Consider the following 23,332-nt stretch of genomic DNA (forward strand, 5'->3'; position numbering starts at 1 on the left):
GTTGTCACGTCGTAGCAAACGACCGGGCCTGCTCAATCAAGACTAGCACACCGACATGATGCCGACGGAACGCGCGTCACGCCGCCTGCTGCTGGTACTGGATCCGGTGCAGGTGCGCGTAGAGGCCGCCGTGGCGCAGCAGTTCGTCGTGGCTGCCCTCTTCGACGATCTTGCCGGCCTCGAGCACGAGGATGCGGTCCGCGCGCTCGATCGTCGACAACCGGTGCGCGATCACGAGCGTCGTGCGGCCTTCCATCAGCCGTTCGAGCGCGGCCTGCACGTGGCGTTCCGATTCGGAATCGAGCGCCGACGTCGCTTCGTCCAGGATCAGGATCGGCGCGTCCTTGTAGATCGCGCGTGCGATCGCGAGCCGCTGGCGCTGGCCGCCTGACAGCCGCATCCCGTTGCCGCCGACCAGCGTGTCGAGCCCGTCGGGCATCGCGGCGACCGCGTCGGCAAGGTTCGCGGCCTCGAGCGCGGCCTGCACGCGCGCGCGGTCGGGCGTCTGCCCGTACGCGACGTTCGCGGCGATCGTGTCGTTGAACAGCACGACGTCCTGGCTGACCATCGCCATCTGCCCGCGCAGCGCGTGGAGGTCGTAGTCGGCAACCGGCACGCCGTCGACCAGGATCGCGCCGTCCGTCGGGTCGAAGAAGCGCGGCAACAGGTTCACGAGCGTCGTCTTGCCACTGCCGGACGGGCCCGCGAGCGCGATCATCTCGCCCGGCGCGACCTTGAACGAAATGCGGTCGAGCGTCGGCCGCTCGGTCGCGCCGTAGTCGAACGACACGCCGCGGAACTCGATCTCGCCGCGCGCCTGCGGCAGCGGCCGGCCGCCGCCCTGCGGCTCGGCCGGCTCGTCGATCAGCCCGAAAATCAGCTCGGCGGCCGTCATCCCGCGCTGCAGCGGCTGGTTGACATCGATCAGGTGCTTGAGCGGCGAGATCACCAGCAGCATCGACGTGACGAACGCGACGAAGCCGCCGACCGTCGTCTGGTCGTTGGTCGACTGCACGACCGCGATCGTGATCACGACCGCGAGCGCGATCGACGCGAGGAACTGCGTGAGCGGCTGCGCTAGACCGCCCGAGATCGTCATGCGCATCGCGTAGCCGCGCAGTCGCTTGCTCATCGCGGTGAAACGGTCCATCTCGTACGCTTCGCCGTTGTGCACCTTGACGACCTTGTAGCCGCCGACCGTCTCCTCGACGATGTACGACAGTTCGTTGGTCAACGTCTGGTGCTCGCGGTTCAGGCGGCGCAGGCGGCGGTTGATCTTGCTGACGAGCCAGCCGATGCCGGGCAGGATCACCGCGACGATCAGCGTGAGCCGCCAGTTCAGGTAGAACAGGTAGCCGAGCAGGAAGATCACCGTCAGCGAATCGCGCACGAGCGTGACCATCACGCCCGTCAGCACCGACAGGATCTGGTTGACCTCGAACACGATCGCGTTGATCACCGTGCTCGCGGTTTCGCGCTGGAAGAACGACGCGCTCGTGTGGAGCATCCGCTGGAACATCTCGAGCCGCAGTTGCAGCAGGATGCGGTTCGATACGTAGTTGAGCAGGTAATTCGATGCGTACTGCGATACGCCGCGCACGAGCGCGAGGCCGATCACCGCGATCGGCACGTACCATTTCGCGTTGTCGCTGCCGTGCGCGCCGAAGCCATGGTCGAGCAGCGGCTTGAGCAGCGCCGGAATGCCGGCTTCGGTGGCCGCGACGACGCCCATCGTCATCACGGCGAGCACCACGATGCCGATGAGCGGCCGGATGTACGGCCACAGGCGCTTGAGGACCGTGACCGGCGAGGTGCCGGTGCCGTCCATCGGTTTGCGAAGAGTGTTCTGGGTTTCCAAGGCAATCCTTCTTGAGCCGCGATGCGGCGCCCGGCGCGTGGCCGCCCGGGATTTCGCCCCTGTCGGGCGGGTGCCGAAAAGGGCTCAACATTATAGCCGCACCGCCCCCGCCGGCACGGTCATGGCCGATGCGGCCGGCGGCCGGGCCGCGGGTATACTGCCGCTCACCGTTTTCTCCGCCTTTCCGACGATTTCATGGCTGAACCCTCCCTCGGCGTCGCCCTCATCGCCCTCAACGCGTCCGCGCGGCTCGCCCAGTGCCTCGAGGCGCTGTCGTTCGCCGACGATGTCGTCGTCATCGACGGCGGCAGCACCGACGATACCGTCGCGATCGCGCAGGCGCACGGCGCGCGCGTGATCGTCGAGCGCGACTGGCCGGGCTTCGGCCCGCAGAAGAACCGCGCGCTCGACGCGCTCGGCACCGACTGGATCCTGTCGCTCGATACCGACGAAATCGTCAGCCCGGAGCTCGCGCAGTCGATCCGCGACGCGATCCGCGCGCCGGCCGCGCAGGTCTATGCGCTCGACCGGCTGTCGAGCTTCTGCGGCCAGTGGATCCATCACAGCGGCTGGTATCCCGACTGGGTGCCGCGCCTGTTCCAGCGCGGCTCCGCGCGTTTCTCCGACGATCTCGTGCACGAGCGCCTCGTGTTCGATACCGCCGCGCAGCGCCTGCCCGGCAAGCTGATGCACTACTCGTACGAGGACTTCGAAACCGTCGTGCGCAAGCTCGACGCATATTCGACGGCCGGCGCGCGCCAGCGCCGCGCGGCCGGCCAGCGCGGCGGCTTCGGCAAGGCGCTCGCGCGCGGCGCCTGGGCGTTCGTGCGCACCTACGTGCTGCGGCGCGGGTTCCTCGACGGCCGCGCGGGCTTCATGATCGCCGTGTTCAATGCGGAAACCGTGTATTACCGCTTCCTGAAGCTCGGCCACGAACCGGCGCGCTGAGCGCCCGCCCCTGCACGCTGCCAGCACGCCGCCGGCACGCGGCCGGCCCGGCGTTACAATGCCGGGCTGCCCGCGCCGCGCGTGCCCGCCCAAGCGGCCGCACCGCGCGCCGCCCGCCACGACGACCACCGAATCCGACCGCCATGTTCTCCATCATCATCCCGACCTGGAACAACCTGCCGTACCTCAAGCTCGTCGTCGACAGCTTGCGCCGCCACTCCGCGTACGACCACCAGATCATCGTGCACGTGAACGACGGCTCGGACGGCACGCTCGACTGGGTGCGCAGCGAAGGGATCGAGCACACCGCGTCGCCGGCCAACATCGGCATCTGCCATGCGGTGAACCTGGCCGCCGCGCGCGCGACGCGCGACTACGTCGTCTACATGAACGACGACATGTTCTGCTGCCCCGGCTGGGACACGGCGCTCGTGCGCCGCATCGAACAGATGCCGACCGACCTCTTCATGCTGTCGGGCACGATGATCGAGCCGGTCGACACGCGCAACCCGTGCGTCGTCGTCAGCAATTTCGGCCGCGACGCCGAGCATTTCGACGCGGCAGGCCTCGTCGAGGCGACCCCGCGGCTCGCACGCGCGGACTGGCTCGGCTCGACCTGGCCGCCGACGCTCGTGCACCGCGACTGGTGGAACCGCATCGGCGGCTACAGCAGCGAGCTGTCGCCCGGCATGAGCAGCGACAACGACTTCTCGATGAAATTCTGGGACGCCGGCTGCCGGATCTTCCTCGGCGTCGGCGACAGCCTCGTCTACCACTTCCAGCAGAAAAGCACGGGCAAGATCGTCAAGAACGACGGCCGCCGCCAGTTCCTGAACAAATGGGGCATGACCCAGGCGACGTTCGACCGCTACTACCTGCATCGCGGCGAGCCGGCCGGCACGCGCGTCGCACTCGACACGCCGGTGGTCGACGGGCGCCTGAAGCGCGCTCTGCTGCGTTCGCGGATCAAGCGCGCATTCAGCTGATCGGGCCCCTGAAACGGCACGGAAACCTGCCCTGCTTCGCGTATACTGCGCCGTTCGTCCTGAAGCTCCCGCCGGGACGCGCGGCGCGAGCATGATGTCCGCAAGCCGCATTCGTCCATTCGACAGGTTCCGATGCTTTCGTTTTCCGCTCCCGCCACGCGGCGCCTGACCGCCGCCCGCGCATTCGCCGTCGCCGCGCTCTGCATGGTGCCCGTCTCGACCGCGCTGACCAATGTGTTCTGCGGACTGTTTGCCGCCGCGCTCGTGATCTCCCCCGAATTCTGGCGCGACCTGCGCTCGTTCGTGACCGACCCGGCCTCGCTCGCGGCGCTGCTGATCCTCGCCGCGCTGACTGCCAGCGTCGCATACACGGTCGCGCCGCACAACAAGGCATGGAACTGGGTCGCCAAATACGACAAGCTGCTGCTGCTGCCGTTAGCCGTGCTCGCGTTCCGCCATTCGAACTGGGCGCCGATCGTGCGGCGCTGCTGGTTCGGCACGCTGTGCATGATCCTGCTGCTGTCGACGACCAACTATCTCGGGCTGACCGCGATCGGGCCTGCGCATGCGACCGATCTGCCGCTGTCGCGCGCGTGGGTGTTCAAGAACCACATCGCCGCCGGCATGTTCGGCGCGCTGCTGTTCTATCAGGCGGCCGATCTCGCGCTTGCCGCCCGCACGGCGCTGTCGCGCGCCGCGTATGCGGGCGTCGCCGCGTGGTCGCTCGTCAACGTGTTCGTGATGCTGCAGGGACGCACGGGGCAAGTCATCGCGCTGCTGCTGATCCTCGTCGTCGCCGTGCGTTTCGTGCTGTTGCTGCGCCGGCAATCGGCGCTGCGTGCGGGGCTCGCCGCCGGCGTACTCGTCCTGTTCGGCGCCGCGCTCGTGGTCGCCGCATGCACGGTTCACAACGGCCGGCTCGTGAAGGTCGTGACGGAAGTGCAGCAATACCGGCAGAGCGATGCGGTCACGTCGACCGGGTTGCGCCTCGAGTGGTACAAGAAGGGGCTTGAGCTGTTTCGTCAGCGCCCGGTGATCGGTTACGGCGCAGGCGGCCTCGAATCCGAATTCGAGAAGCTCACGGCCGGCAAGACGGCCGCCGAAGGCCAGCTCACGTCGAACCCGCACAACGAATACCTGCTGATGGCCGTGCAGCTCGGCTCGGTCGGCCTGCTGCTGTTCATCAACCTGATCGTGCAGATCGCGCGCGGCAGCCGCACGCTCGATCCGCGCTCGCGGCATTTGCTGCTCGCGTGGCTCGCCATCTTCGCGATCGGCAGTCTTGCGAATTCGCTGCTGCTCGATTTCGCCGAAGGGCATCTGATCGTGCTGCTGGCCGGCATCCTGCTCGGTTGCGGCGAGCGCGGCGAGTCGCTGCCGCGCGAGACGTCGGCGATCCGGCGCAGCGCGTAACGCGCGACGGCATATGCTCTGCTGCCTGCCGGCTTCGGCGGCAGCGGAGGCCCGCCGGGCAAAGCGAACGGGTTGCGTGGCTCGTCGCGAAACACCCCCCCCTGCAACGCGCAAGAACGCGTCTTCCGCGCGTCAGTCGTTAGTCGTCAGTCGGATCCGGTGCGATGCAGTCGCGACGTGTCGACGACGGCCTCGGCCGGGCCCGGCGGATTCAGCCCGAGCATCTCGGCCGCCGCGGCTTTCACGCGCTGCGCGCCGAGATTGACGAGGCAATCGCTGCGGCTGTCGACCTTGCGCTCGCAGCCCTCCTGCCGGCACGGCACGCAATCGCCCTCCCCCTGCAGCAGCCACACGTTCCCGTGCCGCCTCGAGCCGCGCAACGGCCACGGATTCTCGGTCGCGGGCCAGTGCTGCGGCCATGGCCCCCAGCGCACGGGGTCGGACGGACCGAACAGCGCGATCGTGTCGGTGCCCGTCGCGGCCGCGACGTGCGTCGCGCCGGTGTCCGGCCCGATGAAGAGGCGCGCGCGCCGCACGAGCTCAGCGCTTTCGCCGAACGTGAGGCGGCCGACCAGGTTCAGCACGTCGCCGCCCGCTTCGGCCGCGACCTGCTCCGCATACTCGCGCTCGCGATCGGCCGGGCCGCCCGACAACGCGACCGCGAAGCCGTGCTCGCGCAGCCAGCCGATCATCTCGACCCAGCCCTCGAGCCTCCATTGCTTGTAACGGAACATCGGATACGGATGCAGGACGACCAGCGGCTTGCCGTCGCGGATCGCCGGCGATTCCGCGAGCCATGCGTCGAAGCGCGCGCGCCGCGCGGGATCGTCGCCGATGCCGGGCGCGACGACCTCGGACACCGGCTCGATGCCGATCACGGGTGCGAGCGCGAGCGTGCTGACGACCGTATGCGCGGATTCGTGGTGATTGATCGCGATGCCGTTCAGCATCATCCGCGTGAGCCACGTGACGCGGTCGGGATCGACAAGGCCGACCCGCTTGCGGCCGGCGAACCAGCTATAGAAGCGCGGCCGGTCGGAACTCAGCGCCGCGCACGCGAGATCGTATCGGCGCCACATCGACAACGCGTCGCGCAGCCGCTCGCGGAATCCCGCGCGCTGCGCGACGACGATCACGCGCCGCACGTCCGGATTGTGCTCGAGCACGCCCTCGGTGCCGCGAAACACCAGCATGTCGATCTGCGCATCGGGCCAGCGGGCCTTCAGCGAACGCACGAGCGGCGTCGTCAGCAGCACGTCGCCGATACGGCGCGGCGCGGCAACGAGGATGGTTCTGGGCGGGCGGGCGGAGGAAAACAGGGCCACGGCAATCGGTCTGTCTAGCTGGCTGAACAAGGCTGGCAATGTACAGGATTTTGCAGCAGCCGGCGCGGCATCGCGAACCGACCGTGCGGGACGCGCTGACGTGCCCCTGATGCGGCGCCTGCCTGCGCGCGGTGCGGCAGGCGCCCGCACCCAGGCGCTTGCACCGTGTGCGGTGCTTCCGGTGCTTCCGGTGCTACGAAGCGATGGTCAGGGCCGCGGATGTCGCAGCGGCCGCACGGCGCGCGCGCCCGGCATCGGCCACCGGCTCGTCGCAATGGCCGGCCTGCAGCAGCAGATGACGCACGGCGCGCTCGACCGCGTCGACACCGATCGCGTCGACGGTCGCGCCGGCGCGCAGGATCACATGCGGCACGCCGAGCGGATGCCAGCGCAGGTATTTCTCGGGACGGTCCTCGAACAGCGCGGCGACCGGCACGCCGAGCGCCGACGCGAGATGCACGGGCGCGCTGTCGGCCGAGACGATCGTGTCGAGCAGGCTCGCGGCGGCCACCAGATCGGCAACCGACGACGGCGCGACATGGCGCGCGCTTACATCGCGCCAAGCGTCGTCCTCGGCGGTATTGCGGATGGCCGGATCGCGGAACACGATCACGTCGGCGAACGGCGCGAGCCGCTCGCCGAGGTCGCGCCAGCGATCCGCGGGCCAGCGGCGCTCGGCCGCCTTGTTCGACACGAACAAACCGACGCGCGGCTTCGTGCGCTCCCCGAGCAGGCGATACCACGCATCCTGCAGCGCGCGGTCCGGATGAACCGACAGCTCGAGGCGGTCGAGATCGGCGCGACCGAGTTCGGGCACGAGCCGGAACCCCGACAGCGCCTCGTGGCACATCGGCCGCTGCGCGACATGCTCGGGCTTGCGATCGTCGAATTCGGTCTCGGCATCGTGCCAGCGACAATCCTTCGCGCGCAGCTGGCGCGCGAACTGCATGCTGCTGCGATGCATGCCGCCGTTCGGCACGACCACGAGGTCGAACCGCAGGCGACGCAGGCGGCGCACGAGCCGCAGCCGGTCGAAGAACGCGCGCATCCGCCCGGGACGGTCGTTGCGCTCGCATTGGCGGCTGTACACGTACGTGTGAACCGTGTGCACGTCCGGGTTGCCGGCCAGCGCGGCCGCATTGTAGCGGTTTGCGACCACATGCAGTTCCGCGCCGGGCCAGCGCTCCTTCAGCGCACCGAGGAACGCAGTCGTGCACAGCATGTCGCCCAGAAAATCAATCCGGATCACGAGGATCCGCCGCGTCAGGTTCCCGTTGGCCATGGTCATGTGGGTGACTGTCAGTTTTTTATCGCCGCGACGGGCCGATGCCCCGGCATCCTGTTCCGGGACGGCCTGGTCGCGCGCTACCGTTCGTCGCATGAATCCGCCCCCGTTTGTGCGCGCGCGAGCGCGGCTTGCGCCGGATTGTATAGCGTCCGGATGGCCTGCCCAAGACCTACGGGCCGGAAGATGCAAAAACGGCCCGCCGCACCGCATGATCGCGATGCGACGGGCCGCGTACCGCGACAGCCGTCCGGTCGGGACACCGTCAGTAGGTAATTTCGACGACACTACCGTCGAACGCCGCGCGCAGTTCCGCGAGCAGCATGTCGCTCGGCTTCACGCGCCACGCGTCGCCGAGACGCATTTCGCCTTGCGCCCGCGCGTTGCTGTAGTGGATCTGGACCGCGAGCCCGTTCGGCAGCGGCGCCTGCGGGCGACGGCCGCCGTCACGCCCGCCGCCGCGCGGCGCGGGCGCTTCGACCGCGTGCGCGGCAGCCGGATCGTCCTTCGACACGTGCGGCTCGAGCACGCGGCGCAACGCGCCTGCGTCGGCGTTGCCGTTCATCGTCAGCCGGACGGCCTGCGCATAGCGGCTGCGCGCGCGTTCGAGATCCATCACGGTATCGGTCGTGAAGCGGATACCGCCCGTGAATGCGTCGTTGCGCGCCTGCCCCTGCACGATCAGCAGTTCGTCTTCCTTGAACAGCGCCTTGTTCGCCTCGAACTGCTCGTTGAAGATCGTGATCTCGCACTGGCCCGAACCGTCGTCGAGCAGCGCGATCAGCATCTTGCCGCGCTGGGTCATCTGCGTGCGCAGCGACGCGATGATGCCCGCGACGAGCTTGTCGCGACCTTCCTTCAGGTCGCCGACCTTTTGCCGCACGAAGCGGCGCACCTCGTCGCGATACGCGTCGAACAGATGGCCGGACAGGTAGAAGCCGAGCGCGCCCTTTTCTTCCTGCAGGCGACGCTTGTCGTCCCACGCCGGCTCATCGACGAGCGCATGCGCGTGCGGCGACTCGGCACCCATGTCGAACAGCCCGGCCTGCATCGCGTTCGCCTCGGCCTGGTCGGCCGCTTCCATCGCGAGCGGCACCGACGCGAGCATCTGCGCACGGTTCGCGTTCAGCGAATCGAACGCGCCGGCGCGGATCAGCGCCTCGACCGTGCGGCGGTTGACGACGCGCCGGTCGATCCGTTCGCAGAAGTCGAACAGGTCGGTGAACGCCTTTTCCTCGCGCGCGCGCAGGATTTCCTCGATCGCGTTCTGGCCGCTGCCCTTCACTGCGCCGAGGCCGTAGCGGATCGTGCGCGAGCGCTTGCCGTCGGCTTCGGCGACGGGCTCGAACCGGTAATGCGACTGGTTGATATCGGGCGGCAGCACGGCGAGGTTGTTCACGACGCAGTCGTCGAACAGGATCTTCACCTTGTCGGTGTCGTCCATCGCGAGCGTCATGTTGGCCGCCATGAATTCGGCCGGATGGTGCGCCTTCAGCCACGCGGTGTAATACGCGAGCAGTGCATAGGCAGCCGCGTGCGACTTGTTGAAGCCGTAGCCCGCGAACTTCTCCATCAGGTCGAAGATCTCGTCGGACTTCTCGCGCGTGAGGCCGTTCTTCGCCGCACCCTCGGCGAAGATCTCGCGGTGCTTGGCCATCTCCTCGGGCTTCTTCTTGCCCATCGCGCGACGCAGCAAGTCGGCGCCGCCGAGCGAATAGCCGCCGATGATCTGCGCCATCTGCATCACCTGCTCCTGATAGACCATGATGCCGTAGGTCTCTTTCAGGACGGGTTCGACGCGCGGATCCGGATAGTCGACCTTCTCGCGTCCGTGCTTCCGTGCGCAGAAGCTCGGGATCAGGTCCATCGGGCCCGGACGGTACAACGACACGAGCGCGATGATGTCCTCGAAGCGGTCGGGCTGCGCATCCTTCAGCATGCCCTGCATCCCGCGGCTTTCCAGCTGGAACACCGCGACCGTGTTCGCCTTCTTCAGGATCTGGAACGAAGCAGGATCGTCGAGCGGCACCTGCGCGAGCGACCAGTCGGCCTTCGACGGATCGAGGCGGCGAATGTAGCGCTCGGCCCAGTCGAGGATCGTCAGCGTCGTGAGGCCCAGAAAGTCGAACTTCACGAGGCCGACGGCTTCGACGTCGTCCTTGTCGTACTGGCTGACGACGCCGCCGTCGTCGCCCTGCGTGTACAGCGGGCAGAAATCGGTCAGCTTGCCGGGCGCGATCAGCACACCGCCCGCGTGCATCCCGACGTTACGTGTGAGGCCCTCGACGCGCTGCGCGAGATCGAGCAGCTGGTGGACTTCGTCCTCGTGGTCGTAGCGCTCCTGCAGCTGCGGCTCTTCCTTCATCGCGTCGGCGATCGTCACGTGCTTGCCCGGCTTGAACGGGATCAGCTTCGCGACGCCGTCGGTGAACATGTAGCCGAGGTCGAGCACGCGGCCGATGTCGCGCACGGCCGCTTTCGCGGCCATCGTGCCGAAGGTGGCGATCTGCGACACGGCGTCCGCGCCGTACTTCTCCTTCACGTACTGGATCACGCGGTCGCGGCCGTGCTGGCAGAAGTCGATGTCGAAGTCGGGCATCGACACGCGTTCCGGGTTCAGGAAGCGCTCGAACAGCAGGTTGTAGCGCAGCGGGTCGAGGTCGGTAATGCCGAGCGCGTACGCGACCAGCGAACCGGCGCCCGAGCCGCGGCCCGGGCCGACCGGCACGCCGTTGTTCTTCGCCCAGTTGATGAAGTCCGCGACGATCAGGAAGTAGCCGGGAAAGCCCATCTTCGTGATGGTCCCGCACTCGAATTCGAGGCGCTTGTAATACGTGTCGCGCTGCGCGTCGCGTTCGGCTTCGGCCGGATACAACTGCACGAGCCGCGTCTCGAGCCCTTCCTTCGACAGCTGGACCAGGTAGTCGTCGAGCGACATGCCGTCCGGCGTCGGGAACAGCGGCAGTTTCGGCTTGCCGAGCTCGAGCTTCAGGTTGCAGCGCTTGGCGATCTCGACCGTGTTCGCAATCGCGGACGGCAGGTCGGCGAACAGCGCGGCCATGTCGTCCTGCGTGCGGAAATACTGGTCGGTCGTGAAGCGTTTCTGGCGCCGCGGGTTCGCGAGGATGTCGCCTTCCGAAATACACACGCGCGCCTCGTGCGCGGTGAAATCGTCGTCGGTCATGAACTGCGTCGGGTGCGTCGCGACGACCGGCAGCTTCAGCGACGCGGCGAGCGTCGCGGCCTGCTGGATGTATGCCTCGGCACCCGGCTGGCCGTACCGCTGCAGCTCGATGTAGAAGCCGCCCGGAAACACCTTCGACCAACGCTCGGCGTGACGGCGTGCTGCTTCTTCGTTGCCGGCCGCGAGCGCGAGCCCGATATCGCCCTGCTGCGCGCCCGACAGCGCGAGCAGCCCCTGCGCGAGCTCGCCGTCGAGCCAGCGCGCGTCGAGTTCCGCGCGACCGCGATACTGGTTCGTGAGCCATGCCTTCGACAGCAGCTCGCAGAGATTCAGGTAACCGACCTTGTCCTTCACCAGTAGCAGCAGCCGCGACGGCTTGTCGCGATCGTCCGGATTCATGATCCAGACGTCGCATCCGGCGATCGGCTTGATGCCCTTGCCGCGGGCTTCCTGGTAGAAACGGACGAGGCCGAATGCGTTGCCGAGATCGGTGAGCGCGAGCGCGCCCTGGCCGTCTGCGGCCGCCGCCTTGACGATGTCGTCGAGACGCACGATGCCGTCGGCAATCGAGAATTCGGAGTGAACGCGAAGATGAACGAAGCGGGGATCTGACATGGGCGATATTGTAGCCGCGTCGCCGCGCAGGCTGCCCAAAAAATCCCCGCACTGGCCGTTCGGCCGATGCGCGCGACGCCACGTCGCGCGGCTGGCCGAACGGCCAGATGTCGGTGCGCAAGCGGTTTGCGGGATAATACGGTTTTTCGAATCATCGCCACGGCTTCGCGCCCTTTTTTGCGGGCCGCCGTGCGGCCGTTTCCCGTCGGACCATCATGACCATCGTCAACCTCGCCGCCTACCACTTCGTATCGCTCGACGCGAACGAGCAATGGCGCCCGCTCGTCACCGCCCGTTGCAACGAACTCGACCTGCGCGGCACGATCCTGCTCGCGCCGGAAGGCATCAACCTGTTCATCGCCGGCACGCGCGAAGCGGCCGATGCCTTCATCGACTATCTTCGCCACGATCCGCTGTTCGAGGGCAAGTTCGCGACGCTGCAGTTCAAGGAAAGCCTGTCCGACTCGCAGCCGTTCCGCCGCATGCTCGTGCGCCTGAAGCGCGAGATCATCACGATGAAGAAGCCCGCGATCAAGCCGGAGCTCGGCCGCGCGCCGTTCGTCGACGCGCGCACGCTGAAGGCGTGGCTCGACCGCGGCCACGACGACGCGGGCCGCCCGGTCGTGATGCTCGACACGCGCAATGCGTTCGAAGTCGACGTCGGCACGTTCGACGACGCGCTCGACTACCGGATCGACAAGTTCAGCGAGTTCCCGGACGTGATCGACGCGAACCGCGCCGATCTCGACGGCAAGACGGTCGTGTCGTTCTGCACGGGCGGCATCCGCTGCGAGAAGGCCGCGATCCACATGAAGGAAATCGGCATCGAGAACGTGTACCAGCTCGAAGGCGGGATCCTGAAGTATTTCGAGGAAGTCGGCGGCGCGCACTATCACGGCGACTGCTTCGTGTTCGACTACCGCACCGCGCTGAACCCGCAACTCCAGCCCACCGAGAACGTCACGTGCTTCGCGTGCCGCGCGGTCGTCACGCCGGAAGCGCAACAGTCGCCGAGCTACGTGTCCGGCAAGTCGTGCCCGGCCTGCGCGCAGGCAGCCAGCGCCGCGTAAGCGCGCGACCCGCGCCCCGATGAACGGCTATCGCGGCCGCTTCGCGCCGTCGCCCACCGGGCCGCTGCACTTCGGCTCGCTGGTCGGCGCGCTCGCGAGCTGGCTCGACGCGCGCGCGCACGGCGGTTCATGGCTCGTGCGCATCGAGGATCTCGACGGCCCGCGCACGGTACCCGGCGCGGCCGACGACATCCTCGCGACGCTCGCGCATTTCGGCATGACGCCCGACGAGCCGCCCGTATGGCAAAGCACGCGCGATGCCGCGTACACGGCCGCGCTCGAGCAGCTCGTCGCAGCGGGGCTCGTCTATCCGTGCGGCTGCACGCGCAAGGAAATCGCCGACTCGCTGCGCGCCGCGCACGAGCGTCACACGACGCTCGCGTATCCGGGCACCTGCCGCACCGGTCTGCACGGCAAGCCTGCACGCGCATGGCGGCTGCGCGTACCGGGCGGCGACGCGGCGATCGTCACGTTCGACGACCGCTGGCAGCACGCGCAATCGCAAAACCTCGCGACCGAAGTCGGTGATTTCGTGCTGAAGCGCGCGGACGGGCAATGGGCCTATCAACTCGCGGTCGTCGTCGACGATGCCGATGCGCGCATCACGCACGTCGTGCGCGGCGCCGACCTGCTCGATTCGACCGCGCGCCAGATCCATCTGCAACACTGCCTCGGCGTGCCGACGCCGCGGTATCTGCACGTGCCCGTCGTCGTCGATGCAAACGGCGAGAAGCTCAGCAAGCAGACGGGCGCGACCGCGCTCGAGCGCGACGATCCGCTGCCGGCGCTGCAGGCCGCGGCCGCGCATCTGGGCCTCGCGCCCGATGGCGCACACGCGGGAACGACGCTGGATGCGTTCTACTCGGCCGCGACGGCCGCGTGGGCGCAACGCTTCGGGCCGCTGGCCGGCTGAAGCGCCCGGCGAGCCGGTTTCGCGCCTTCGAGCGCCGGTTGCATCTTCCGCTCGCGCCCCGCGCCCTCTCCCGATCCCGCACCCAACCACGGCCCCAATAAAAAACGGGCACATGCTCGTCGCATGCACCCGCTTTTCCGGCAGCGCTCGCGCGCCGCACCGCCATGCCCGTCCGGCTTACGCCGACGGCTTGCGCGGCATCCCGAACCCGCCGAGCAGCGCGGCGACCTGGCGCTTCGGCCCTTTCTTCTCGGGCTGATGCGCGGGCTGCGCTTCATCCGACTGCTTTGCCGCCGCCGACGGTTCATACGGCTTCAGGAAGAAATCGTCGACCGGCGCTTCGTGGCGACGATGATGACCGCCGCGCTCGGAACCGGCCGAGCGGCGCCCCGACGCACCGCGATGCTCGTCGCGTTCGCGCCGGCCACCGCGTTCGCCGCCGCGCTCGCTGTTGCGGTCGCCGCTACGCTCGCCGCCGCGCTCGCTGCCACGATCGTCCTGACGATGGCGCGCCGGCTTGTCGAGCGCGAGCGTCTGCACTTCGAGCGGACGCTTGATCAGCTTCTCGATATCGGCGAGCTGCTTGCGCTCGTTCGGGCTGCACAGCGACAGCGCGTCGCCGGTCGCGCCCGCACGGCCGGTACGGCCGATCCGGTGCACGTAGTCTTCCGCGCTGAACGGCAGGTCGAAGTTGATCACGGCCGGCAGTTCGACGATGTCGAGGCCGCGTGCTGCCACGTCGGTCGCGACCAGCGCCTCGATTTCGCCGCGCTTGAACGCGTCGAGCGCCTGCATCCGCTCGATCTGCGTCTTGTCGCCGTGGATCGCCGACGCGACCACGCCGTCGCGCTCGAGATTGCGCGCGAGCCGGCTCGCGCCGATCTTGCTGTTGCAGAACACGATCACCTGCTTGAGCCCGCGATCGCGCAGCAACTGCACGACGGCCGCCTGCTTGTCGCCTTCGGCGACGTCGTAGACGATCTGCGTGACGTTCGCGTTCGTCGAGTTGCTGCGCGCGACCTCGATCGTCTGCGGGTTGCGCAGGTAGGTCGACGCGAGCTTCTTGATTTCCGGCGAGAAAGTGGCCGAGAACAGCAGCGTCTGGCGCTCCTTCGGCAGCAGGTTCAGGATGCGCTGCAGATCGGGCAGGAAGCCCATGTCGAGCATCCGGTCGGCTTCGTCGAGCACGAGCATCTGCACCTGGCCGAGGTTCGCGGTCTTCTGCTGCACGTGGTCGAGCAGGCGGCCCGGTGTCGCGATCAGGATCTCGACGCCGCGGCGCAGTTCGGCCATCTGCGGGTTCATGTCGACGCCGCCGAACACGACCGCGCTGCGCAGCGGCGTGTGCTTCCCGTACGCGTGCACGTTCGCAGCGACCTGGTCGGCGAGTTCGCGGGTCGGCGTGAGGATCAGCGCACGCACGGGGTGGCGCGCCGGTGACGCGCTCGTGTTGGCCTGCGGCAGCAGGCGCTGGATGATCGGCAGCGAGAAACTCGCGGTCTTGCCGGTGCCTGTTTGCGCGGCGCCCATGACGTCGCGGCCGGCGAGCACGACCGGAATGGCCTGCGCCTGGATCGGCGTCGGCGTCGTATAGCCCTGCTCCACAATGGCTTTCAGGATATCGGCGGCTAGGCCGAATTGGTCGAAGGTTGCGTCGACGGGCTTGGCGACAGAATCGGACATGGTGGCGTTTCGCTCAAAAGGCGCGGCGGGGACATCGTGCGTCAGGCCAGCCGGGCCTGCGCTCATCACAATTCGGAAATAGACGGAGCCGCGGCGCGCCGCGCGGCGCCGCTCTGGCGCTTGGGACCGGTTCAATGCGAACGCTGGACACCAGGCCGCGCGGACTCCGTTCGGCGCGAATGCCGGCGGAAAGGGCCGTATTGTAGCACTGCGCGGCCATCTGTCCGTGACAACGCCGCGAACGGCCGCAACGGCGGTTCGCGCGGCGGGCCCGGACAGCGCCGCACGGCCGGCGCACCGCCCGGCCGGGCTATCCCGATCGGTCGTCGATCAATATAAGGGGCCCGATCCAGAATTGCGTTGCCCAGGCGTCCGCGGCCAGCCTGAGCGCCGGACCTTCGGGTCCGGCAGCCTGCAGGCGCCAGCGGGCACGATCCACGATCGCGCCCGGCGCTCAGCCCTTCTTCTTTTTCTTCTCGACCTGCACGCAGTCGCCAAGCAGCGGCGGCGACTTCTGGTCGGCGATCTCGTCGCGCAGCGTCGCTTCCTTGCCCTTCGTCCACCACGTATAGCGGCCGGCCTGGTAGCGCGCGCCCGAGGCCGACACGGTATCGACGAACAGCATTTGCCGGCCGTTGACCGGCACCAGCGCGAAGCTCTGGCCGTTGCCCGCGAGCCAGTACGACACGCGCACGGGCTGTTTCTGGTTCGCGCACTGGTAAACGGTCTGCTGGCGCGCATCGGCGTCGATCTCTTCGACGGTCAGTTGCGCGGCATGCGCGACGGAAACGGCGGCGCCGGCGAGGGCGAGGGCGAGGGCGGCGACGGTTTGGCGAATCATGCAGGTCCTCTCACGAGACGGGTTCAGACGCGCCCTCGCGGGGCGCGCGGTTATTGTCGGTTCGTCGTCAGGGATCGATGACGTCGGCGCACGCGTCGGTCGGCGCGGCCGCGACATGGCCGACGAGCGGCACGATCTTGAGCCCGGCCGATGCCACCCGGCACGGCGCGGCCGCGAGGCCGCAACCCGCGAGACTCGCGGCAAGCGCCAGCGCGGCGCCCAGCTTTCCGATACGCAGCCAGATCGGCGCCATCGCCCTCTCCTCGTTCCGTCAGCGGGCCGACACGGGCCGGACGGCCGCGGCGGCGCGCTTCGCGCGTTCGCGGGCTTCGTCGACGGTCGCGCCGGTCGCCAGTGCGACGCCCATGCGCCGCTTCGCAAAACTTTCCGGCTTGCCGAACAGGCGCAGGTCGGCGCCCGGCACCGCGAGCGCGTCGCGCACGCCTTCGAACGCGATCCCGCGCTCGTCGAGCCCGCCGTAGATCACGGCCGACGCGGCCGGCGTACCGAGCGCCGGATCGACCGGCAGCCCGAGAATCGCGCGCGCGTGCAGCTCGAATTCCGACTGGCGCTGCGACGCGAGCGTGACGAGGCCCGTATCGTGCGGCCGCGGGCTCACTTCCGAGAACCACACGTCGTCGCCGCGCACGAACAGCTCGACGCCGAACATCCCGCGCCCGCCGAGCGCCTCGGTAACCTTGTGCGCGATCTCGCGCGACTTCTCGAGCGCCGCCGCGCTCATCGGCTGCGGCTGCCACGACTCGACGTAGTCGCCCGCGACCTGCACGTGGCCGACCGGCTCGCAGAAGTAGGTGCGCGTGCCGAGCATCGCCGGGTCGATCGCGCGCACGGTCAGTTGCGTGATCTCGTATTCGAAATCGATGAAGCCCTCGACGATCACGCGGCCGTGGTTCACGCGTCCGCCCGCCATCGCGTAGTCCCATGCGGGCTTCACGTCGGCTTCGGTCTTCACGACCGACTGCCCCTTGCCCGACGACGACATCACCGGTTTCACGACGCACGGCATGCCGATCTTCGCGACCGCCGCACTGAAGGCCTCGAACGAATCCGCGAACGCATACGGCGACGTCGGCAGCCCGAGCTCCTCGGCCGCGAGCCGGCGGATCCCTTCGCGGTTCATCGTGAGTTGCGTCGCGCGTGCGGTCGGGATCACCTCGGCGAGGCCGGCCGCCTCGATCGCCGCGAGCGCGTCGGTCGCGATCGCCTCGATCTCCGGCACGATCAGGTGCGGGCGCTCGGCCTCGACGATCGCCCGCAGCGCGGCGGCGTCCGTCATGTCGATCACGTGCGCGCGATGCGCGACCTGATGGCCCGGTGCGTCCGGATAGCGGTCGACCGCGATGACTTCTACACCGAGCCGCTGCAACGCGATGATGACTTCCTTGCCGAGTTCGCCGGCGCCGAGCAGCATGACGCGCGTGGCCGAGGGCGAAAGCGGCGTACCGAGCCGCTGACCGATCTGCATGTGATTTCCCGCTTTCTGGTGGAGGACGAAAACGGCCCCGATGTTAACACGCGCCGCGGCGTCGGTTTGGTGCGTTTCGCCGCGGCCCGGCCGCGCGCCGCGCGCGGGCAGGCCGCGAACGTTTTCACGCGCGAAGTGTCCGCTCGCCTGCCGCGGGGCGGGTGCGTTACTCTTACGCCTTGATCAGAATCCGATGAGGAACGAGGCTCATGTCCCACCTGTTCGCAGCCGTCCGCGCCCGCACCGGCCTGCTTCGTCCGTTGCGCACGCCGCTCTGCGCGTTGACGCTTGCCACGCTTCTCGCCGCCTGCGCGATGCCGACCCATCCCGATTCCGCCGCCCCCGCACCCGACCCGTACAACCCGGCCGCCGTCCAGTTGCTCGACGACACGAGTTGGGAACTCACCAGCTGGCTGAATGCCGACGGCACGCCGCGCACGATCCCGCACGGCGACAACGGCGAGCCGATCAAGCTCGCGCTGTCGACCGATTCGGGCATCCGGCGCGCCAGCGGGTTCTCCGGCTGCAACCGCTATATGGGCACCTACGCGATCAAGAACGGCCTGCTGAGCTTCGGGCCACTGGCCGGCACACGGATGGCCTGCCCGAATACGCTCGGCGGCCAGCTCGAACACGCGTACCTCGACGCGCTTGCCCACATCGAGAAGACCGGCGTGCAGATGCGCGAGCCCAAGCAATTGCAGATCGTGACCAATGCCGGCGCGACGCTGACCTTCACGCACCGGAGCCCCTGATGCACCGCGCGCGCGAAGGCCGGCCGACCGCCTTCGCGTTGCGCGCCACGCGCGTGTGCCGGACGCACGCGCCGCACGGCGTGAAACGAATTCACGCCGCCTTAGAATCTGGTTCGCCGGCCGGTTAAACTCGGCGGGTCGCGCCCCGCGCGCCCCTCCCCACTCCTGTTTCAAAGCATGCACACGGTTGTCTTCGGCTGGTTCGGCATCTCCGCCGTCTGGTTCCTCCTTCTGTTCTGGCGTCTCGTACAGGCGATGCTGCCCGGCGGCGGCGGCCTCGCCGGCCGCGGCTCGATCCGCCTGTGGCTCGGCTTCGCCGCGGTGTTCGTCGCTAGCTGCACGCTCACGAGCGCGCTGTCGGGCCCCGACACGAACGCGCTCGGCCACGCGTTCTCGGCAGGCTTCGCACATGTGCTCGGCCCGATCGGCACGCCGGTCGCGATGGCCGTGCTGTTCCTCGCCGGGCTGCCCTGGCTGACCGGCATCGGCTGGCGCCAGTTCGCCGCATGGGTCGACACGTCGTTCGGCGTGAAGCTGTCGCGCGAGCGCGACGACGACGATGCCCGCGGGATCGCCGACCTGCCGCGCAGCGCGCTGCATCGCGACGACGACGTCGTGCAGCCGACCACCGCGCATACCGTCAACTCGATGGCGCCGCGCCAGAACGGCCGGTATTCGCGCCCGACGCTGTGGAAACCCGACCCGCAGGCGCGGCCGAAGCCGCGCAGCAAGACGGCCCCGCGTCCGAACGCGGAACCCGTCGCGCCGTCGGGCTGGCTGAAGCCGACCGCGACCGGTCGCAGCATGCCGGCGCCGCCCGCGCCGATTCCGGCCAGCGCGATGCCGCCGCCGACAACCGGCAGCACCGCCAGCCTCGCGCGCGCGGCGGCGAACTCGCAAGTGCCGCGCCCCGATCCCGCCCCGCTTCCGGTCGGATTCGAACCCGTCCGGCCGCGGCCGACGGCTGCGCGACCGGCCACCGCTGCACTGAAGCAGGCCGCTCCGCACACCACGGTCACGCCGCGGCCGGCCAGCGCGCCGCCGCGCCCGCCCGTGCGACCGGCGGCGGGGATCGGCGCGGCCGGTTTGCCGCCGGACGCCGCGCGCCGCCGCCCGGCGCCGCAAACGCCGGCGCGCGCGCCGCTTTATGCATGGACGGAAAAACCCGCCGCACCGATCACGCCGGCGCCGAGCGTTCACGACACGCTGCGCTCGATCGAGGCCAGCACCGCACAATGGGCCACGCTCGGCGGTGCGCAGTCGACCGATGCCGCGCACGCGGCGGCGGCCGCCGCAACCGTGGCCGGTATGGCAGCAGCAGCCGGCAGCGTTGCCGCGCCGGTGTCGGCTGCCGTGTCGAACGGGTTCGCCTCCGCGACGCACGGCGTCGCGGCCCATAACGCCGGCATTCAGGCCGGACCCGATGCCGCGCCCGCATACGACGACAACGCGCCGATCGCGCTGGACGCGTTCATGCCGGCAGAACCCCGTATCCACGCGCCGATTGCCGATTGGGGCGCCACTGCGTTCGACGACACCGCACCGCACACGCTGTCGAATACCGGCATCGACGATGCCGCGTTTGCCCATCACGCCGACAACCCGATCCGGCACGCCGCCGATGCGCCCGCCGCACCGGCGTCCGGAATCGCGCCCGCGCCGTCGTTCGACGCGCCGATCGACCTCGCTCCGTGGGAAGACCTCGCCAGCCGGCCGGTTTCCGCGTTCGATGGATCGGCCTGGAACCCGATCGCCGCGTCGCTGACGGACGCGACTGGATCGGAGCCGGCCAATGCGGCCTCCGCGCAACTGCAAGACGAGGCGGTTCACGACATCGCTGCAATCAAACCGGTTGCGTCCGTCGATACCGATGACAAGCGCGCAGCACAACCGGTGCCCGCGATCGATCGCGTTGCTCCGGCCCGTGCGCCGCAGGGCGTCGCCGATGCTCACGCCGACGTCAGACCCGCCGGGGAGATCGCGCCGTTTGCGGCCCTCCCCTCTTCGTCGATCGCAGAATCGTCGGCACGCGCCAGTTCCGACGCCGTGTCGCTTGCGGCGGCGTCGGCATCGGCTGCATCGCGTACCGCATCGGAAACCGTCGAGCCGAAAGCCGCCGAACGTGCCGCACCGCTGCCGGCAATCGCACCGGGCGCCACGCCCGCGACAGATTGGACGCGGACACCATCGATTCCGCCGACCGTGCAACCTGCAACGACAGATACGGCCGTTTCCGCGGAATTGCCGCAATCGCAGGCAGCTCAACCGTTTGCCGCAGCACCGACGGCTTCGGCCGCCGCTACTTCGCCGCTCGGCGGCGCCGCTCACGGTGCGGCCGCGCAGGTACCTGCCTCTGCATCGAGCATGGCGCCCGACACGGCTGCGGCTGCACCGGCCGGTGTAATCGGCACGGCATCCGCTTCGCTTCCGCAGCCGGTCGCATCGGCACCGACCGTTGCATCGATCGCGTCGACTTCACCGGTCGGCGTAACCGGCACGACATCCGCTTCGCTTCCGCAGCCGGCCGCTTCGGCACCGACCTTTGCACCGGCTGCATCGACTTCCCCGGTCGGTGCAACCGGCCCGGCATCCGCTTCGCTTTCGCAGCCGGCCGCCTCGGCACCGGCCAGCGGTACGGGCGCGACTTACGGCTCCCTCTCCCGCGAATCAACGCCCGCATCGATAGCCGCACCCGCCGCCGCACCATCGACTCCCGGCGCGCCTGATTCGACATCCGGTTCGACAACGCAAGCGCCCGCACCAGCGGCGACGCCTACGCCCGCTCCCGCGGCGCCTGTGAGTTTCGCGTCCGGCTCGATCGCCGCGCAGCCTTTCGCGCCCGCATCGACTCTGTCGGCCAACACGGCAATCCAGTCGACCGGCACGACATTCGGCGGATCCAGCGCAACCGCACCGCAGCCGGCGGCCAGCCTGCCGGTTCCGCCAGCCGCTTCCGTCGTAACGACATCGCCCTCGGGCGAAGTCGTTACGATGACCACGGCCGCGGCGGCTCCGGCTCCGGCTCAACCGGTCGCAGGCTCGCCTGTCGCCGCGGCCGGATCGCTGGCGTCCATCGCGGCAACGACCGCGACGCAGCCCCTGCCGATCGCATCGGCGCCTGCGGCAACCGCAACCACGACGTTCGCTGCGCCGCCCGCCCCTGCCGCTTCGTCGGCGAGCTGGTCGGTGCCGAATGTGCCTACGACACCGGCTGCCGCATCGATCGCAGCACCACAGCCGGCAGCAACCGTTCCCGGCGCGGGCCTGCCCACGCCGGCGACTGCCGCTGCCGCGCCGACGCTTCCCGTTGCCGCCCCCGTCGGCGCCATCGCCGCCGTGGCAACCGAACCGGCTGCGCCTGCCGCAGCCGACACAGCCGCCGCTCCCGACACCCCCGCGCGCCAGCCGCGCCCGAACGCGTTCGAATTCCACGCGCCCGCGTCGTTCAACGTCGAACTGCCGACGCTCGACCTGCTCGAGCCCGCGTCCGACGACGTCGAAATGATCACCGAGGAACACCTCGCGCAGACGGCCCAGGTGATCGAACAGCGGCTGCAGGAATTCAAGGTGCCGGTGACGGTCGTCGGCGCATCGGCCGGCCCCGTGATCACGCGCTTCGAGATCGAACCCGCGCTCGGCGTACGCGGCAGCCAGATCGTCGGCCTGATGAAGGACCTGTCGCGCGGCCTCGGCCTCACGTCGATCCGCGTCGTCGAGACGATTCCCGGCAAGACCTGCATGGGCCTCGAACTGCCGAACGCGAAGCGCCAGATGATCCGTCTGTCGGAAATCCTTGCCGCACGCGAGTACCAGCATTCGCCGTCGCAACTGACGATCGCGATGGGCAAGGACATCACCGGCCACCCGGTCGTGACCGATCTCGCGAAGGCGCCGCACATGCTCGTCGCGGGCACGACGGGCTCGGGCAAGTCAGTCGCGATCAACGCGATGATCCTGTCGCTGCTGTACAAGGCGACGCCCGAGGACGTGCGGCTCATCATGATCGACCCGAAGATGCTGGAACTGTCAGTCTACGAAGGCATCCCGCACCTGCTCGCGCCGGTCGTCACCGACATGAAGCTCGCGGCGAACGCGCTGAACTGGTGCGTCGGCGAAATGGAGAAGCGCTACCGGCTGATGTCGGCCGTCGGCGTGCGCAACCTCGCGGGCTTCAACCAGAAGATCCGCGACGCGGAAGCGAAGGAAAAGAAGATCGGCAACCCGTTCTCGCTGACGCCCGAGGATCCCGAGCCGCTGTCGAAACTGCCGCTGATCGTCGTCGTGATCGACGAGCTGGCCGACCTGATGATGGTCGCCGGCAAGAAGATCGAAGAACTGATCGCGCGCCTCGCGCAGAAGGCGCGCGCGGCCGGCATCCACCTGATCCTCGCGACGCAGCGTCCGTCCGTCGACGTGATCACGGGCCTGATCAAGGCGAACATCCCGACGCGCGTCGCGTTCCAGGTGTCATCGAAGATCGACTCGCGCACGATCCTCGACCAGATGGGCGCCGAATCGCTGCTCGGGATGGGCGACATGCTGTTCCTGCCGCCGGGCACCGGTTACCCGCAGCGCGTGCACGGCGCGTTCGTCGCCGACGAGGAAGTGCACCGGATCGTCGAGTACCTGAAGCAGTTCGGCGAGCCGCAGTACGAGGAAGGTATTCTCGACGGCCCGGCCGCCGATGGCGCGACGCAGGACCTGTTCGGCGAAGCGCCGGACGCGGAAGCCGATCCGCTGTACGACGAAGCCGTCGCATTCGTCGTGCGCACGCGGCGCGCGTCGATCTCGTCGGTGCAGCGGCAGTTGCGCATCGGCTACAACCGCGCCGCGCGCCTCGTCGAGCAGATGGAAGCGGCCGGGCTCGTATCGGCGATGGGCATCAACGGCAGCCGCGAGGTGCTCGTGCCGGCCGCGGCCGACTGAGCGCGGCGGCCGTTCGGCCGCGATCGGCAGGCGCCGGCGCACCG

The 23,332-nt window shown here is 69.0% G+C and carries 15 protein-coding genes; 7 read left to right on the forward strand and 8 right to left on the reverse strand.

Annotation, left to right across the window (positions count from 1 at the left end; translation table 11 throughout):
* Nucleotides 1-76 precede the first annotated feature (76 nt).
* On the reverse strand, nucleotides 77-1,828 hold the full coding sequence (gene msbA / locus GD429_RS07815; protein WP_227791588.1) for a lipid A export permease/ATP-binding protein MsbA: 1,752 nt from the start codon (nucleotides 1,826-1,828) through the stop codon (nucleotides 77-79).
* A 225-nt stretch (nucleotides 1,829-2,053) separates the two neighbouring features.
* Between msbA and GD429_RS07820 the strand changes: the two genes are divergently transcribed.
* From GD429_RS07820 to GD429_RS07830, 3 genes are all read left to right on the forward strand, one after another.
* The gene (locus GD429_RS07820; protein WP_152856417.1) at nucleotides 2,054-2,806 is read left to right on the forward strand and encodes a glycosyltransferase family 2 protein; all 753 of its coding nucleotides are present in this window, start codon (nucleotides 2,054-2,056) and stop codon (nucleotides 2,804-2,806) included.
* A gap of 143 nt (nucleotides 2,807-2,949) precedes the next feature.
* Nucleotides 2,950-3,792, forward strand: coding sequence for a glycosyltransferase family 2 protein (locus tag GD429_RS07825; RefSeq protein WP_152856418.1), 843 nt, complete (start codon nucleotides 2,950-2,952; stop codon nucleotides 3,790-3,792).
* 132 nt (nucleotides 3,793-3,924) lie between these two features.
* Nucleotides 3,925-5,205, forward strand: a complete 1,281-nt coding sequence (locus GD429_RS07830) for an O-antigen ligase family protein (protein WP_152856419.1) — start codon at nucleotides 3,925-3,927, stop codon at nucleotides 5,203-5,205.
* A 146-nt stretch (nucleotides 5,206-5,351) separates the two neighbouring features.
* On the opposite strand, the gene GD429_RS07835 is transcribed toward GD429_RS07830, so the two are convergent.
* The 3 genes from GD429_RS07835 to dnaE form a co-directional block, all read right to left on the reverse strand.
* Nucleotides 5,352-6,530, reverse strand: coding sequence for a glycosyltransferase family 9 protein (locus tag GD429_RS07835; protein WP_321574456.1), 1,179 nt, complete (start codon nucleotides 6,528-6,530; stop codon nucleotides 5,352-5,354).
* 193 nt (nucleotides 6,531-6,723) lie between these two features.
* Nucleotides 6,724-7,812, reverse strand: coding sequence for a glycosyltransferase family 9 protein (locus GD429_RS07840; RefSeq protein WP_152856491.1), 1,089 nt, complete (start codon nucleotides 7,810-7,812; stop codon nucleotides 6,724-6,726).
* 268 nt (nucleotides 7,813-8,080) lie between these two features.
* Entirely contained in the window at nucleotides 8,081-11,614 is a 3,534-nt protein-coding gene (gene dnaE, locus GD429_RS07845; protein WP_152856421.1) for a DNA polymerase III subunit alpha, read from the reverse strand.
* A 215-nt stretch (nucleotides 11,615-11,829) separates the two neighbouring features.
* Here dnaE and GD429_RS07850 point away from each other — a divergent pair, with 215 nt between their 5' ends.
* Nucleotides 11,830-12,684, forward strand: a complete 855-nt coding sequence (locus GD429_RS07850) for a sulfurtransferase (protein ID WP_152856422.1) — start codon at nucleotides 11,830-11,832, stop codon at nucleotides 12,682-12,684.
* A 19-nt stretch (nucleotides 12,685-12,703) separates the two neighbouring features.
* Nucleotides 12,704-13,597 (forward strand): tRNA glutamyl-Q(34) synthetase GluQRS, encoded by an 894-nt coding sequence (gluQRS, locus tag GD429_RS07855; protein ID WP_152856423.1) that lies wholly within the window; start codon nucleotides 12,704-12,706, stop codon nucleotides 13,595-13,597.
* Nucleotides 13,598-13,774: 177 nt separating this feature from the next.
* On the opposite strand, the gene GD429_RS07860 is transcribed toward gluQRS, so the two are convergent.
* From GD429_RS07860 to purT, 4 genes are all read right to left on the reverse strand, one after another.
* A complete protein-coding gene (locus tag GD429_RS07860) occupies nucleotides 13,775-15,346 on the reverse strand; it encodes a DEAD/DEAH box helicase (protein WP_152856424.1) in 1,572 nt (523 codons plus the stop codon).
* Between the two features lie 388 nt (nucleotides 15,347-15,734).
* Nucleotides 15,735-16,121 carry an MliC family protein gene (locus GD429_RS07870; RefSeq protein WP_152856425.1) on the reverse strand — a complete coding sequence of 129 codons (387 nt, stop codon included), beginning with the start codon at nucleotides 16,119-16,121 and terminating at the stop codon, nucleotides 15,735-15,737.
* 67 nt (nucleotides 16,122-16,188) lie between these two features.
* Entirely contained in the window at nucleotides 16,189-16,374 is a 186-nt protein-coding gene (locus GD429_RS07875; RefSeq protein ID WP_072440792.1) for a DUF6726 family protein, read from the reverse strand.
* An 18-nt stretch (nucleotides 16,375-16,392) separates the two neighbouring features.
* On the reverse strand, nucleotides 16,393-17,607 hold the full coding sequence (gene purT, locus GD429_RS07880) for a formate-dependent phosphoribosylglycinamide formyltransferase (RefSeq protein ID WP_152856426.1): 1,215 nt from the start codon (nucleotides 17,605-17,607) through the stop codon (nucleotides 16,393-16,395).
* A 209-nt stretch (nucleotides 17,608-17,816) separates the two neighbouring features.
* Between purT and GD429_RS07885 the strand changes: the two genes are divergently transcribed.
* Nucleotides 17,817-18,362, forward strand: a complete 546-nt coding sequence (locus tag GD429_RS07885) for an META domain-containing protein (RefSeq protein WP_152856427.1) — start codon at nucleotides 17,817-17,819, stop codon at nucleotides 18,360-18,362.
* A 177-nt stretch (nucleotides 18,363-18,539) separates the two neighbouring features.
* Entirely contained in the window at nucleotides 18,540-23,288 is a 4,749-nt protein-coding gene (locus GD429_RS40950) for a DNA translocase FtsK (protein ID WP_152856428.1), read from the forward strand.
* Nucleotides 23,289-23,332 lie beyond the last annotated feature (44 nt).

The organism is Burkholderia sp. BE17 (assembly GCF_009362305.1).
In the GTDB taxonomy this organism is placed as follows: domain Bacteria; phylum Pseudomonadota; class Gammaproteobacteria; order Burkholderiales; family Burkholderiaceae; genus Burkholderia; species Burkholderia pyrrocinia_C.

What these genes read in the sequence shown, in the direction of transcription:
- dnaE (WP_152856421.1), bottom strand. Translation starts at nt 11,614, where the DNA reads ATGTCAGATCCCCGCTTCGTTCATCTTCGCGTTCACTCCGAATTCTCG.
- GD429_RS40950 (WP_152856428.1), top strand. Translation starts at nt 18,540, where the DNA reads ATGCACACGGTTGTCTTCGGCTGGTTCGGCATCTCCGCCGTCTGGTTC.
- GD429_RS07870 (WP_152856425.1), bottom strand. Translation starts at nt 16,121, where the DNA reads ATGATTCGCCAAACCGTCGCCGCCCTCGCCCTCGCCCTCGCCGGCGCC.
- GD429_RS07860 (WP_152856424.1), bottom strand. Translation starts at nt 15,346, where the DNA reads ATGAGCGCAGGCCCGGCTGGCCTGACGCACGATGTCCCCGCCGCGCCT.
- GD429_RS07885 (WP_152856427.1), top strand. Translation starts at nt 17,817, where the DNA reads ATGTCCCACCTGTTCGCAGCCGTCCGCGCCCGCACCGGCCTGCTTCGT.
- msbA (WP_227791588.1), bottom strand. Translation starts at nt 1,828, where the DNA reads ATGGACGGCACCGGCACCTCGCCGGTCACGGTCCTCAAGCGCCTGTGG.
- gluQRS (WP_152856423.1), top strand. Translation starts at nt 12,704, where the DNA reads ATGAACGGCTATCGCGGCCGCTTCGCGCCGTCGCCCACCGGGCCGCTG.
- GD429_RS07850 (WP_152856422.1), top strand. Translation starts at nt 11,830, where the DNA reads ATGACCATCGTCAACCTCGCCGCCTACCACTTCGTATCGCTCGACGCG.
- GD429_RS07830 (WP_152856419.1), top strand. Translation starts at nt 3,925, where the DNA reads ATGCTTTCGTTTTCCGCTCCCGCCACGCGGCGCCTGACCGCCGCCCGC.
- GD429_RS07820 (WP_152856417.1), top strand. Translation starts at nt 2,054, where the DNA reads ATGGCTGAACCCTCCCTCGGCGTCGCCCTCATCGCCCTCAACGCGTCC.
- purT (WP_152856426.1), bottom strand. Translation starts at nt 17,607, where the DNA reads ATGCAGATCGGTCAGCGGCTCGGTACGCCGCTTTCGCCCTCGGCCACG.
- GD429_RS07875 (WP_072440792.1), bottom strand. Translation starts at nt 16,374, where the DNA reads ATGGCGCCGATCTGGCTGCGTATCGGAAAGCTGGGCGCCGCGCTGGCG.
- GD429_RS07840 (WP_152856491.1), bottom strand. Translation starts at nt 7,812, where the DNA reads ATGGCCAACGGGAACCTGACGCGGCGGATCCTCGTGATCCGGATTGAT.
- GD429_RS07825 (WP_152856418.1), top strand. Translation starts at nt 2,950, where the DNA reads ATGTTCTCCATCATCATCCCGACCTGGAACAACCTGCCGTACCTCAAG.